Below are 12899 nucleotides of genomic sequence, written 5' to 3' on the forward strand. Positions count from 1 at the left end.
CACTTTTCTCTGGTCGTCCTCGGTCTCTGAATTGAATGCGTCTCCCGGTGATGTTCTCAATTTCGTCGACGAATTTCAGGTTTCCAGTCAGTTGGCCCCGCCGACGTGCTCCTCTTATGAGTTGCAATTCATTGGTGGGTGTCGCCATCTCAACAAACGATTTATAGCGTTCACGCCGTTTGGCATCCGTAAGCCCTGGCTCCATAAAGCAGGGATCTTTTTCCAGCCATGTGGATTCAGAAAAATCGCATAGACGCAGAGCAAAACATGACCAACGATAATCTTCTGCTAGCGCCACCATGCGGGCTCGCTCTGGGTTTAGCTAGATGTAGCGACCGCAAGCCAATAGATAGGTGTCGGATTGAACGACGCTGGATTGGTAGCGACGTTCCCACAGCGTCCCGGTCCTCCCCTCAACCTTGTTGCGATACCGGGTCATCCGCCCGGCGAGGGCTTTCATGAGCTGTCCAAGGCTGGACGTTGATTCCCCTGGGGGGGCGAGCAGCAAGATGGATGAAGCTTAGAAGGTGGCGACGTATAGACAAGCAGGATGTGTCAGAGAATGTATCCGCCTGAGCTGAGGGAATGAATTAAATAAGTCTGTCTCTGCGACTTCTTATGGTTTTTCAGAATTTTGGTTGTTCTGAATCAGTATTAAAAACTGTTATTTCTGTCAGGTGTGGTTGTGGCTGTCTCTGCTGATACTTTGATTGTGGATGCGCAGAAAATAGATCTGTCCACCTTGTTTTTGTCCCCTCTGTTTGCCCTTGTTTGTCGTTAAGGAGAAAAGTCATGTTTTTACGAGTTGAAGAGGAAGTGTCAAGTCCATATGGTCCCACCGATAAAACTTGGCAGTACGGATATAGCAAAGATCAGCTAAATGAACTTAAGGAGTATTACAGGGATGGAATGCTACGTTACGTTGTCCGGGCAACGTGGAGTGTCGAGAATAATGGATGGATGGTGGAGCACGTTTCGCTGGAGGCCTATAACAGCTATAAATCTAAAGGGAGGGTTGGTTGAATCGATTTGATTTATCGTGTTTTATTGTTTTGAGGGTGGGTTTAGTAAGTGGCTATGGCTACTAAAACGCTTTTTATCAAATGGGGGCGGGTTTATTTAATCGTCCCCTTTTGACGTTAAGTTATTTTCTCTGGTCGTCCTTGTTCTCTGAAAAGAATACGTCTTCCGGTGATTTTTTCGATTTCGTCGACGAATTTCAGGTTTCCAGTCAGTTGGACCCGCTGAAGCGCAGCGCTTGTGAGTTGTAATTCATTTGAGGGAGGGGTATCTCGACGACTTGTAGCGTTCACGCCGTATGGCATCGGCAGGTCCTGGATCCAGGACGCAAAGGTCCTTATGAAGCGACTTTCCCATGGCGTGCCTGTCCGCCCCTCAACCTTGTTGCGATACCGATTCATCCGCGCGGTGATGGCTTGCATGAGTTGTCCAGAGTGCACGGCGCTTCTCCGGGGGCGACAGGCAGGTGGACATGATTGGTCATCAAGCAGTAGGCAAAAACTTTTATGCCCAATGCTTCCTTAAGCTCGAACAGGTCAATGTATCCGCCTGGGGGGGAGGGAGTCACTAAATGAATATGAGTTGTTTGCTTCTTATGATTTTTTAGAATTTCTGTGGTTCTGAATAAGTATTAAAAACTGTCATTTCTGTCAGGTGCGGCTGCGGGTGTTTGTGTTGATACTTTTGGTAGGTGGGGTTGGAAAATAAATCTGTCCCCGTTGTTCAATAGAATTCAAGGAGGTGCGGCAATGGCTACTAAAAAGCTTTTGGTCACGGAGTTACCTGAGGGGGCGACGCCTGAGAGTGTCAAGGCTGCAATTCAACGCAAATATGATGTGCGTGTGTTAGAGGTGGGACCTGTTAGTCGCAAGGGAAGTATTACGTCATTACAGGCTGTCTACGTCCCCGCAGATGATTTATCTGACCCTGCTGCCGCTACTACTTTTGCACAATTAAATCAAAATGGGTCGAATTCAGAATGAAGGGGTGAAGGTTACTTTAATCAAATAAAAAGCAGAGTAAAGGTAGGGTTGGCAAATAAATCTGTCCCCTTTGTTGCTGTTCCCTTTGTTGCTGATGTGGAGAAGGACATGGAAAACACCAAAAAAATCACCATATTTGACTTGGCGTTGGGATTCAATCAATCAGCCTTGTGTGAGCAGATTGCGAAAAAATATGGGGTTAGGGTTGTTGGTATGCAGTTCGCCCCGGATGGAAAGAGCGCTATTGCGTCTGTGGTAGCTCCGCAAACTAATAGAATAAGGAGGGTGGATTTGGAGGGGTTGGAGGAGTTGGAGGAGTTGGTGGGGTTGGCGCCCACAATCAGTTATAAAAGTTTGATGGCGTAATAAGCAACAGAGTAAAATTGAAAAATAATAAAAATCAAAATAATCAAAAGGGGACAGATTTATTTAATCGTCCCCTTTTGATCTTGATTGGCAGCAAAGATAACTTTCGCTGGTGCGACCTATTCCGTCGGCACAATGTTATCCAGCACCTTGTTCACTGCCAGTTCCGCCAGCATCACGATCTGCGCGATGCCCTGCGCGGTTTTGCGGTGGGGGCCCTGGAGGGCGTCGACGAGGTTGTTGAGCATCACGTTGGCCGAACCCAGGGTTTCGCAGGCGTCGGCGAGCAGGGATTCGTTGTTGCTGGCCGGGTTGGCCTGGTAGAGGCGGTTGGGGTAGTAGGGCGCGGCCATCATGTGGGCTGAGATCGGGCCGAGGTGGTAGTCGAGGGCGCGGTTGGCGGCTTCGTTGAATCTCTTGGAGTCAGGGCATTCGTAGGGGGAAGTTGGGTCGGTGATGCTGGCCGGTGCGATAACCGGGGGATTTGGAGAAGGTTTGATCATTTTCAGGTTCCGAAATGATGCTGAAACCGCTTCTCTGCTAAAAGAAGGGTGGCAGCTGGACGCAGGTTAGCAGACCGGGGAACCTAAGGAAGCCGGCGCGCCGAAGCGCCCTGCGTACAGCCGCCATCAAATGCAGGCATAGAGCCTGATTGATAGTGCGCATACGACCTTAGGTTGACCACGGGCTGCTAAACCCGATCACTGCGAATCAGTGACCCGATCCAAGTTACCGGCCGACCCCAAGGCGCACAAGCCGGCGGATTCTGGCGTAGCGGTAGGCTCTGGCGCAAGGATTTGTAGGCATCCGGACGCATTCCGACATGTCTTTAAACGGCACGATCCAAACCTGTTTATCGATCCTCTACCAAGGAGGAGAAGCCTGACGCTTTACGCCCCAAAGCCATTCGTCGCCAGCCCCGCACTCATCACGCCGACGCTCGCTCAAAAGCTGCATGACCAAAACCATCAACGCCCAAGACTTGCACATCGACCTGCATCCGCTGAACGAATCAGCCCTGTTCAAATGGCTGCTCGCCAGTTTCCTGATGGGTAAACCAATCCAAACGGGCAGGGTACTGTTTTGATTGCGTCGTCGATCTTCATCGGTTGCGCCGGCTGGAGCCTGCCCCGCGAATACTGGCCGGACTTCCCGGAGCAGGGCACCCACCTGCAACGCTATGCCGCGCTGCTCGATGGTGTGGAAATCAACAGCTCCTTTTACCGTCCGCACAAGCTGCAAACCTATGCCCGATGGGCCGAGTCGGTGGCGGACGGATTTCGCTTCTGCGTGAAGATGCCAAAGTCGATCAGCCATGAGCGACGCCTGCGGGACTGTGAGCGTGAGCTCGACGCCTTTCTCGAACAGTGCTCGGGGCTGCGCGATCGTCTGGGTTGCCTGCTGCTGCAGTTGCCACCGTCGCTGACGTTTGACGAAGCGCTTGCAGAGGCCTTTTTCATCGGCTTGCGCCAGCGCTATTCCGGGGCCGTGGTGCTGGAGCCGCGCCACGCATCCTGGGCCGCCGCCGAACTGTTGTTGATGGCGTATCGCATCGCACAAGCGGTGGTTGATCCCTCGCGAATCAGCACCGATGCAGCTCCGTGCGGCTGGCCGGGCGTGCGCTACTGGCGGCTGCACGGTTCGCCACGGATCTATCACAGCCCCTATGATTCGGCGTATCTGGAAACGCTCGCCGGCGATTTGCAGGTGGCGGCTGTCGATGGCATCGACACCTGGTGCATTTTCGACAACACCGCCAGCGGCGCGGCACTCGGCAATGCGCTGGAACTGCGGCGGATACTGGCGCAGGGCTGACACACCGCGTCGGGACTTCCCACCGGCGACCGGGTCTGTAAACTGGCCGCCCGAAACGGCGCGCGATGGCGCCGTCCTCACTGCCAGCGAAGGACTTTCCCATGGCCAACCAAGACATCACCTACACCCCGGACCCGGATGCAGACTCGATCTCTTCGGACGTGACCGAATTCAACGGCATCCTGATGTCGACCCAGATTCCGACCCGTGCCGACGGCAGCCTGGAACTAGGCGACGTCACCGCGCAAAGCGAATGCACGTTGCAGGCACTGAAAGTGGCGCTGGAAAAGGCCGGCAGCTCGATGGACCGCGTGCTGCACCTGACCATTTATCTGACCGACATGGCTGATCGCGCTGCGTTCAACGAAGTGTACAAGCGCTACTTCGCCAAGCCATGGCCGGTGCGTGCGGCGGTCGGCGTGGCGGCGCTGGCCGTTGAGGGGATGAAGGTGGAAGTCACCGCGATGGCCGCCAAGGCCTGACTTCAGCACAGTTGCTCCCCGCAGGAGCAGCTGTTCCAAGTCAGTCATTCATTGCTGCTGTATTGTGCCGGCGTTTTTACGGGCAAACTTCCCTACAGACCAGCGCAGCCAATACGGCCGCTCCGAGCCTGGCTGCGCTTCGAACTTTCTATTAAGGCTATTAATCGTCCAGTGGGCCGGTGGCATTTACAAAAAGTTTTGCGTTTTTCACATGGTATTCGGCGCCTTCATAAAAAACATGCATTTCAAAGTTTGCTTTAATAGTGTTGCTGATCCTGTCTCTTTCGAACGTAACCTTTCCGTTAGAACCCAGCACGATATAAAAGCCTGCTGTTAGGGAGCCCGTTACAACGTCAGTACCTTCGCGCTCTATTGGGTATGTACCGTCGTTCAGCGTTGTGGGGAATATGATCCCGAGCTGTACGAGTTCCCCATTTGTCTCGCTACGACCCAGGACACTTAAAGAACCTGGGACTAACGAAGCATAGATGAATTTGGTAGCTGAAAACTTTTCCCCTACGCCCGGAATGGGTGGGCTGAACGTTGCCTCGAAATAATTGTTCCTTACTGAATGTGCATCACCGGGCGTCATGTCTTTTTCATTAATATTTAATGCTTTGTAAATTTCAGTGTTCATCATCGATATCCTTTTTTATGAATCGAAAAATGGAGCAGGCATTGCAATACGCTGGAGTGCCTGGGGAAAGCGTGCTTCATATAATCCGACTCAACAACTGACAGAACTTACAGTTATGCCATTCCTGAAACTGTGCTAGTGCCTTTATGCATCACATCGCCCCATGGGTGCCGGTCAGGCCTTTCGCAGGTACAATGCGCGCCTCGACCGTGACAGCCTGACTAAAAACTATATATGTCCTTGCCCAAACATCACCTGGAACTGCTCAGCCCCGCCCGTGACGTGGCCATCGCCCGCGAGGCCATCCTGCATGGCGCTGACGCGGTGTACATCGGCGGCCCGAGCTTCGGCGCGCGCCACAACGCGTGCAACGAGGTGAGCGAAATCGCCGAACTGGTGGAATTTGCACGTCGCTACCACGCGCGCATCTTCACCACCATCAACACCATCCTGCACGACAACGAACTGGAGCCGGCGCGCAAGCTGATCCATCAGTTGTATGACGCCGGCGTCGATGCGCTGATCGTCCAGGACCTGGGCGTGATGGAGCTGGACATTCCACCCATCGAGCTGCACGCCAGCACCCAGACCGATATCCGCACCCTTGAGCGGGCCAAGTTCCTCGATCAGGCCGGTTTCTCGCAACTGGTACTGGCCCGTGAACTGAACCTCAAGGAAATCCGCGCGATCGCCGATGAAACCGATGCCGCCATCGAGTTCTTCATTCACGGCGCGTTGTGCGTGGCGTTTTCCGGTCAATGCAATATTTCCCACGCGCAGACAGGGCGCAGTGCCAACCGGGGCGACTGCTCCCAGGCCTGCCGTCTGCCGTACACCCTGAAAGACGAAAAGGGCGGCGTGATCGCCTACGAAAAACACCTGCTGTCGATGAAGGACAACAACCAGAGCGCCAACATCCGCGCGCTGGTCGAGGCCGGTGTGCGTTCGTTCAAGATCGAAGGTCGCTACAAGGACATGGGCTATGTGAAGAACATCACCGCCTATTACCGCCAGCGCCTCGACGACGTGCTCAACGACCGTCCGGACCTGGCCCGCGCCTCCAGCGGCCGCACCGCGCATTTCTTCATGCCGGACCCGGAAAAGACCTTCCACCGTGGCAGCACCGACTACTTCGTCAGCGAGCGCAAGATCGACATCGGCGCGTTCGATTCGCCGACCTTCACCGGTCTGGCGGTGGGCGTGGTCGAGAAAGTCGGCAAGCGTGACATGCAGGTCATCACCCACGAGCCGCTGTCCAACGGCGACGGCCTCAACGTGCTGGTCAAGCGCGAAGTGGTGGGGTTCCGCGCCAACATCGCCGAAGCCAAGGGCGAGTTCGAGGAAGAGGGCGAGAAGCGCTACCGCTACCGCGTCGAGCCGAACGAGATGCCGGAAGGCCTGTACAAGCTGCGCCCGAACCACCCGCTGAACCGCAACCTCGACCACAACTGGCAGCAGGCCTTGCTCAAGACTTCTGCCGAGCGTCGTATCGGCGTGAGCTGGTTGGCGAAGTTGCGTGAAGAGCGTCTGGAACTGACCGTGACCAGTGAAGAGGGCATCAGCGCCAGCGTCGCGCTGGAAGGCCCGTTCGGCGTCGCCAACAAACCGGAGCAGGCGCTGGACACCTTGCACGACCTGCTTGGCCAACTCGGCACCACCGAGTACCACGCGACCTCGATCAAACTCGATGCGCCGCAAGCGTTCTTCATCCCGAATTCGCAGCTCAAGTCGTTGCGCCGTGAAGTGATCGAGGCGCTGACTGCCGCCCGCGTTGCCGCCCACCCGCGCGGTTCGCGCAAGGCCGAGACCACGCCACCGCCGGTGTACCCGGAAGCGCACCTGTCGTTCCTGGCCAACGTCTACAACCAGAAGGCTCGCGACTTCTACCACCGTCACGGCGTGAAGCTGATCGACGCGGCGTACGAAGCCCATGAAGAGGCGGGCGAAGTGCCGGTGATGATCACCAAGCACTGCCTGCGGTTCTCCTTCAACCTGTGCCCGAAACAGGCCAAAGGCGTGACCGGCGTGAAAACCAAAGTCGCGCCGATGCAGCTGATTCATGGCGACGAAGTGCTGACCCTGAAGTTCGACTGCAAACCGTGCGAGATGCACGTGATCGGCAAGATGAAGGGCCACATCCTGAATCTGCCGCAGCCGGGCAGTGTGGTGGGGCATATCAGCCCTGAGGATCTGATGAAAACGATCCCGCGCGCGCCGCACTGATTCAGAGGCAATAAAAAACCGGTGACGAAAGTCACCGGTTTTTTTATGCCCGCCAGAAACTCAACTGGCTTCGAAGCGCGATCCCGTTGGCGGCGCCGCTTCGCCACTCAACGCATCGACCATTGGCGGATGTTCCTGTGCTGCCTGACGCAGATCTTCGGTCACCCGCAGTTCGGCGCCGGTTGGCGAGAACGTCGCTGCCGCCGCAAACGGGGCCGGGTTGGCCGGCACCGGACGTTTGCCGCGACGCCAGAAGAAGAACGTCACCATGGCCAGGTTGACCAGCGCGAAGGCCCAGAACAAGCCGGTTTCGCCATGGGCGTTCATCGCCGGGGAGATCAGCAGCGGGCTCATCGCCGAGCCCAGCGAATTGATCAGCAGCATGCCCTGAATCATCGGCACCAGGGTTTCGACTGGCGCACGGTCGGCCGCGTGGCTGACCGCAACCGGGTACAGCGCGAACACCCCGCCGCCCAGCAGGAACAGCATCGCCGCGAGCAGGGCCGAGGACAGCGGCACCAGCACGATCACCAGCGACAGCACGGTGCACGCGGCGCACAGCACGGTCAGCACTTGCAGGCGATCCTTGCGGTCGGACCAGCGCCCGACCGGGTATTGCAGCAGCATTGCGCCGAGGATCGTCCAGGCCATCATGCTGCCGACTTCGCCGACGTTCAGGCCAATGCGTTGCAGGTACAGCGGCAGCAGGGTGTAGATCGCCGCGATGGTCACGCCGGAGCCGAAGCAGCCGACCAGACCGGTAGGCGATACGCCCAGCAGCGCTCGTGGCTTGAGTGGTTCGACCTGTTCCAGCAGCGGCGAAACCCGCGGCAGGATCACGATCGGCAGCACCGACAGCGTCGCGAGCATGCCGGCAACCATGAACGGCGCGGTGTCACCCAGCCCGGTGATTTTCCCCAAAAATGCCTGACCCAGCACCCCGGCGCCGTAGAGGACGATCATGTACAGCGCCAGCAGACGGCCGCGAATTTTCGCGTCACCGGCCAGCAGCAGCCAGCTCTCGATCACCAGAAACACGCCGACCGTGGCCCAGCCGTTGATCAGGCGCAGGACGACCCAGCCCCAGGTGTCATAAAACAGCCCTTGCAACAGGATGGTCGCGGCGATCAGCGAGGCGAAGCTGCTGTAGGCGCGGATGTGGCCGATGCGCAGGATCAGCCGGTCGTTGAAGATCGCGCCCAGCGTCAGGCCGATGAAATAGGCCGAGGATACGATGCCGATCATCGTCGCCGATTCGCCGGCGGCGCCCAGGCGCAGGGTGGTCAAAGAAGACAGAAAGCCGTTGCCCAGCGCAACAATGAACAGCCCGAGCAGGGGCGCCAGCGCCATGGCCAGCAAACGCGGTGTCATAAAAACCTCAAGTGATCGAACAGCGGAACGTGCGCCTCTGCGCATGCGAGTGCCAAGCCGAAGTGTGTTGAAGACAAACGACCGCCGAACGGGCAGGACGATTGAGCCTGGCGCACTTCGTGAAAGTCGCCGGCTGTTCAAACCTGAGGGTTGTCATGGCTGCGGGCAGGCGCCGGTCGGGCGACTGCAAGAGGAGGCGCGATTTTAAGCCTTGTGTGGCGTTTGCCAAGGTGCCCGGCCTGCGACGTTGGGACGCAGGCACGTTCGTTCAGGCTGACTGATCGTTCCCACGCTCCGCGTGGGAATGCAGCCCGGGACGCTCCGCGTCCCTTCCAACGGCGGACGCAGAGCGTCCACGGAGGCATTCCCACGCGGAGCGTGGGAGCGATCTACCTTGTGGTGCTTGCGTCGTTTGCGAGTAATTTGCTGCGGCGCCAGTTAGCATGGCGCCATAACAACGAAACGATGGACCCCACCTTGATCGAACGACGCCAATTCAGCGGTGGCATGAAGGGCAAGAACCTTCGCTACCTGAACGAGCCCGCCAGCGGGCCGGGACGCATGACCCGCACCGGGTTCGTGCTGCTGGAGCATTTTTCCCTGCCGGCCTTCACTCAGGCGCTGGACACTCTTGTCACCGCCAATCTGCTGCGCCCCGGTCTGTTTTCCACGCGCACCTTCGGCCTGAGCGACGGCGAAGTGATCAGCGATCTGGGGCTGGTGATCCGCCCGGACTCGCGTCTGGAAACCAGCGTATTGCAGGAACTGGATCTGCTGGTGATCTGCGGCGGTTACCGCACGGAACTGAAGGCGAGCGACGAGTTCATCAATCTGCTGAAAATGGCCGCCGAGGCCGGCGTGATACTGGCCGGGTTGTGGAACGGCGCGTGGTTCCTGGGCCGGGCAGGGGTGCTGGAAGGCTACCGCTGTGCAATTCACCCGGAGCATCGGCCGGCGCTGGCGGAAATTTCCAAGGCGACCCAGGTCAGCAGCGAACCCTACGTGATCGACCGCGACCGGTTGACCGCGTCCAGTCCGTCCGGCGCGTTCCACATGGCCCTGGACTGGATCAAGGGCCTGCACGACAAGGCGCTGGTCGAAGGCATCGAAGACATTCTGGCGTTCGAGGAATCGCGTTACCGGCGGATCAAACCGACTGAAAATATCTGCGTCAGCGCGCCGCTGCGTGAAGTGGTGAAGCTGATGGACGCCAATCTGGAGGAACCGCTGGAGCTGGAACAACTGGCAGTGTATGCCGGACGCTCCCGGCGTCAGCTGGAGCGGCTGTTCAAGGAACAACTGGGCACCACGCCGCAGCGTTATTACATGGAACTGCGCATCACTGAGGCCCGGCGCCTGCTGCAACACACCGAGCTGTCGCAGGTGGACGTGCTGGTGGCCTGCGGATTCGTGTCACCGAGTCATTTCAGCAAGTGCTACAGCGCCTATTTCGGTTATCGCCCGTCCAAAGAAAAACGGCTCGTCAAATGACGAGCCGTCTGGCGTGCCGCTTCAGAGGTGATCGGCGTCGATGATCGCCTGAGCGAAGGCTTTCGGGTCTTCCTGCGGCAGGTTGTGCCCGATTCCACCGTTGATCAGGCGGAACTGATATTTGCCGGTGAAGCGTTTGGCGTAGTCCTCGGGCGCCGGGTGCGGTGCGCCGTTGGCATCGCCTTCCAGGGTGATGGTCGGCACGCTGATCGACGGTGCGGTGGCGAGTTTCTGTTCCAGCGCATCGTACTGGCTTTCACCCTGCACCAGGCCCAGACGCCAGCGGTAGTTGAACACGGTGATGGCGACGTGATCCGGGTTCTGCAACGCCTTGGCGCTGCGGTCGAAAGTGGCGTCGTCGAAGGCCCATTTCGGTGACGCCAGTTGCCAGATCAGCTTGGCGAAATCATGGGTGTTCTTGGTGTAGCCCGCCTCACCACGGTCGGTGGCGAAGTAGAACTGATACCACCATTGCAGTTCGGCCTTGGGCGGCAGCGGGTTTTTGCCGGCGGCCTGATTGCCGATCAGGTAACCGCTGACCGACACCAGCGCCTTGACCCGCTCCGGCCACAGCGCCGAAACGATGTCTGCCGAGCGCGCGCCCCAGTCGTAGCCGCCGAGCACAGCTTGCTTGATCTTCAGCGCATCCATGAAATCGATCACGTCACTGGCCAGCGCCGCCGGCTGACCGTTGCGCACGGTCTTGTCGGACAGGAAATGCGTGTCGCCATAGCCACGGGCATACGGCATCAGCACCCGATAACCCTTGGCCGCCAGCAGCGGCGCGACGTCGTCGTAGCTGTGAATGTCGTACGGCCAGCCGTGCAGGAGAATCACCACCGGACCATTGGCCGGGCCGGTTTCGGCGTACGCCACGTCCAGCAGGCCGGCCTTCACATGCTTGAGCGGGCCGAAGGGCAGATCGGCCTTGACGCTGGCGGTTTCGGTCTTGACCGGCTCGGGGGCTGCGGTTTGTGCCTGGGCGAGCGCGCCGAATTGCAGCAGCGCAGTCGCAAGAATCGACAAGCCCAACAGGCGACGACGGTTTTTCCCGGTAGTGACGGTGGCGTGTGGTGCGTGCTTCATGGCAAGTCTCCTTATGATCGGCGAGGGCCGGGTTCTGACTGAACCCTTCGAATCTGGAGCCCATTAAAGACTGGCCACGTATCTGCGCTGTTTCCGTTTCCGCTGGCTGATGCGCGGGCATGTATCCGGGAGGCGTTCGTACACACTGCGATACAAACCAGCGGCCAACAAAAAGCCCCGAATGTTCGGGGCTCCTGCTTGCCTTGGGTTTTCAGGCCTGAGTAACCTGCTTGGGCCCGGCCAGCGCCCAGGCGATCAGCCCGAACAGCGGCACAAATACGATCAATACGATCCAGACACCTTTGTTGCTGGCTTTTCCCTCACTCTTGCGCACCCTGTTGATCGCCCACAATTCGATGAGCAAAAGCACGACGGCCAGTACGATCCACGTGGTTTCAATTTGCATGAGCTACCTCCTGATGGTCTCTGACTTAGGCGGGCCGTGGCACTCAGGGTTCATTAAATTTGCTGGATCGTCTGCCTGGCTCACGTGCACAAATGTTCTAAACCCATCGGCAAAGTCGCGGTAACGTAGACGTCCTTGACGAACAACCACTGCCTTCGGAGCCTTGCGTGGACAAACGCAACTGGATCGACTTGTCTCAGGATGCCGACACCGGGATCGAGTCGATTCGTGCCCATTTCCAGGGCCATGCCTACGATCCACACTGGCATGACAGCTTTCTGGTGGGCGTCACCGAGCAGGGCGTGCAGCAGTTTCATTGCCGGCGCGTGCGCCATCTGAGTACGCCGGGCAAGATTTTCATGCTGGAACCGGGGGAGATCCACGACGGGCACGCGCCGACGGAGGAGGGTTTCACCTATTCCATGCTCTACCTCGACCCGCACTGGCTGGAGCGTGAATTGCGCGTGCTGTTCGAGCATGCGCCGGACAACAGCCAGCTCGGATTCACCGATACCCTGAGTCAGGATTCGCGCCTGTCCACGGCCATCAATCAGGCCTTCAACGCCCTGCATCAAGGCGACTTGCGCATCGTGCGCCAGACCGCCATCGACACCTTGCTCGGCGCGCTGACATCCCACCTCGACTGGCGCAAGCGTCAACCGTTCGATCCGCGCCTGCCACGCGTGGCCCAGGTGGCGCGGGACTATCTGCATGCGCATGCCTTCGAAGACATCGGGCTGGACGACCTGGCCGAGGCCTGCGGGGTTGATCGCTTTCGACTGACCCGTGCATTCAAGGCCGCTTTCGGACTGGCGCCCCATGCCTATCTGATTCAGTTGCGCCTGGCCCGCGCCCGCCAATTGCTGGCGCGCGGCGAAACACCCGCGACCGTCGCCAGCGCCCTCGGTTTCGCCGATCAAAGCCATCTCGGGCGCTGGTTTCGCCGTGCCTATCACCTGACGCCGGCGGATTACCGCAAGCGCTGCTCAAACCTTCCAGACTGAACCCCGCGCAACCGC

At 58.3% G+C, this 12899-nt stretch carries 12 protein-coding genes and 3 pseudogenes; 8 read left to right on the forward strand and 7 right to left on the reverse strand.

What is annotated here, in order from left to right; genetic code table 11:
- Positions 1-505: pseudogene (locus CAF77_RS29795) on the reverse strand (transposase); the annotation flags it as partial.
- 862 nt (positions 506-1367) lie between these two features.
- Positions 1368-1558: pseudogene (locus CAF77_RS29800) on the reverse strand (transposase); the annotation flags it as partial.
- A 331-nt stretch (positions 1559-1889) separates the two neighbouring features.
- On the opposite strand from CAF77_RS29800, the pseudogene CAF77_RS29585 reads away from it, so the two are divergent.
- Together CAF77_RS29585 and CAF77_RS23490 are read left to right on the forward strand one after the other, a co-directional pair.
- Positions 1890-1979 (forward strand): annotated as a pseudogene (locus CAF77_RS29585) (hypothetical protein); the annotation flags it as partial.
- Positions 1980-2111: 132 nt separating this feature from the next.
- A complete protein-coding gene (locus CAF77_RS23490; protein WP_085655357.1) occupies positions 2112-2369 on the forward strand; it encodes a hypothetical protein in 258 nt (85 codons plus the stop codon).
- A 119-nt stretch (positions 2370-2488) separates the two neighbouring features.
- On the opposite strand, the gene CAF77_RS23495 is transcribed toward CAF77_RS23490, so the two are convergent.
- Complete coding sequence (locus CAF77_RS23495) at positions 2489-2872, reverse strand: DUF6124 family protein (RefSeq protein WP_085655356.1); 384 nt, start codon at positions 2870-2872, stop codon at positions 2489-2491.
- A gap of 452 nt (positions 2873-3324) precedes the next feature.
- Between CAF77_RS23495 and CAF77_RS29145 the strand changes: the two genes are divergently transcribed.
- The 3 genes from CAF77_RS29145 (at position 3325) to CAF77_RS23505 (ending at position 4666) form a co-directional block, all read left to right on the forward strand.
- Positions 3325-3456, forward strand: a complete 132-nt coding sequence (locus CAF77_RS29145; protein WP_371915545.1) for a hypothetical protein — start codon at positions 3325-3327, stop codon at positions 3454-3456.
- Entirely contained in the window at positions 3453-4184 is a 732-nt protein-coding gene (locus tag CAF77_RS23500; protein ID WP_085655355.1) for a DUF72 domain-containing protein, read from the forward strand. Before CAF77_RS29145 ends, CAF77_RS23500 begins: the two co-directional genes overlap by 4 nt.
- Before the next feature lie 101 nt (positions 4185-4285).
- Positions 4286-4666, forward strand: coding sequence for a RidA family protein (locus tag CAF77_RS23505; protein ID WP_007955413.1), 381 nt, complete (start codon positions 4286-4288; stop codon positions 4664-4666).
- 160 nt (positions 4667-4826) lie between these two features.
- On the opposite strand, the gene CAF77_RS23510 is transcribed toward CAF77_RS23505, so the two are convergent.
- Positions 4827-5303, reverse strand: a complete 477-nt coding sequence (locus CAF77_RS23510) for a hypothetical protein (protein WP_085655354.1) — start codon at positions 5301-5303, stop codon at positions 4827-4829.
- A gap of 234 nt (positions 5304-5537) precedes the next feature.
- On the opposite strand from CAF77_RS23510, the gene CAF77_RS23515 reads away from it, so the two are divergent.
- Positions 5538-7526 (forward strand): U32 family peptidase, encoded by a 1989-nt coding sequence (locus CAF77_RS23515; RefSeq protein WP_011333806.1) that lies wholly within the window; start codon positions 5538-5540, stop codon positions 7524-7526.
- Between the two features lie 60 nt (positions 7527-7586).
- Here the strand turns inward: CAF77_RS23515 and CAF77_RS23520 are convergent, their stop codons facing one another.
- On the reverse strand, positions 7587-8897 hold the full coding sequence (locus CAF77_RS23520; protein ID WP_085655353.1) for an MFS transporter: 1311 nt from the start codon (positions 8895-8897) through the stop codon (positions 7587-7589).
- Positions 8898-9362: 465 nt separating this feature from the next.
- Here CAF77_RS23520 and CAF77_RS23525 point away from each other — a divergent pair, with 465 nt between their 5' ends.
- Positions 9363-10388 (forward strand): GlxA family transcriptional regulator, encoded by a 1026-nt coding sequence (locus tag CAF77_RS23525; RefSeq protein WP_085655352.1) that lies wholly within the window; start codon positions 9363-9365, stop codon positions 10386-10388.
- A gap of 21 nt (positions 10389-10409) precedes the next feature.
- Here CAF77_RS23525 and CAF77_RS23530 read toward each other — a convergent pair whose 3' ends face one another.
- Entirely contained in the window at positions 10410-11474 is a 1065-nt protein-coding gene (locus CAF77_RS23530; protein WP_085655351.1) for an alpha/beta fold hydrolase, read from the reverse strand.
- Positions 11475-11685: 211 nt separating this feature from the next.
- Positions 11686-11880, reverse strand: a complete 195-nt coding sequence (locus CAF77_RS23535) for a PLDc N-terminal domain-containing protein (RefSeq protein ID WP_039773123.1) — start codon at positions 11878-11880, stop codon at positions 11686-11688.
- 167 nt (positions 11881-12047) lie between these two features.
- Between CAF77_RS23535 and CAF77_RS23540 the strand changes: the two genes are divergently transcribed.
- Positions 12048-12884 (forward strand): AraC family transcriptional regulator, encoded by an 837-nt coding sequence (locus CAF77_RS23540; protein ID WP_085655350.1) that lies wholly within the window; start codon positions 12048-12050, stop codon positions 12882-12884.
- The last annotated feature ends 15 nt before the right edge of the window (positions 12885-12899 follow it).

The organism is Pseudomonas sp. R15(2017) (assembly GCF_002112685.1).
GTDB lineage: Bacteria > Pseudomonadota > Gammaproteobacteria > Pseudomonadales > Pseudomonadaceae > Aquipseudomonas > Aquipseudomonas glycinae.

What these genes read in the sequence shown, in the direction of transcription:
- CAF77_RS23515 (WP_011333806.1), top strand. Translation starts at nt 5,538, where the DNA reads ATGTCCTTGCCCAAACATCACCTGGAACTGCTCAGCCCCGCCCGTGAC.
- CAF77_RS23530 (WP_085655351.1), bottom strand. Translation starts at nt 11,474, where the DNA reads ATGAAGCACGCACCACACGCCACCGTCACTACCGGGAAAAACCGTCGT.
- CAF77_RS23495 (WP_085655356.1), bottom strand. Translation starts at nt 2,872, where the DNA reads ATGATCAAACCTTCTCCAAATCCCCCGGTTATCGCACCGGCCAGCATC.
- CAF77_RS23510 (WP_085655354.1), bottom strand. Translation starts at nt 5,303, where the DNA reads ATGAACACTGAAATTTACAAAGCATTAAATATTAATGAAAAAGACATG.
- CAF77_RS23505 (WP_007955413.1), top strand. Translation starts at nt 4,286, where the DNA reads ATGGCCAACCAAGACATCACCTACACCCCGGACCCGGATGCAGACTCG.
- CAF77_RS23520 (WP_085655353.1), bottom strand. Translation starts at nt 8,897, where the DNA reads ATGACACCGCGTTTGCTGGCCATGGCGCTGGCGCCCCTGCTCGGGCTG.
- CAF77_RS23535 (WP_039773123.1), bottom strand. Translation starts at nt 11,880, where the DNA reads ATGCAAATTGAAACCACGTGGATCGTACTGGCCGTCGTGCTTTTGCTC.
- CAF77_RS29145 (WP_371915545.1), top strand. Translation starts at nt 3,325, where the DNA reads ATGACCAAAACCATCAACGCCCAAGACTTGCACATCGACCTGCATCCG.
- CAF77_RS23490 (WP_085655357.1), top strand. Translation starts at nt 2,112, where the DNA reads ATGGAAAACACCAAAAAAATCACCATATTTGACTTGGCGTTGGGATTC.
- CAF77_RS23525 (WP_085655352.1), top strand. Translation starts at nt 9,363, where the DNA reads ATGGACCCCACCTTGATCGAACGACGCCAATTCAGCGGTGGCATGAAG.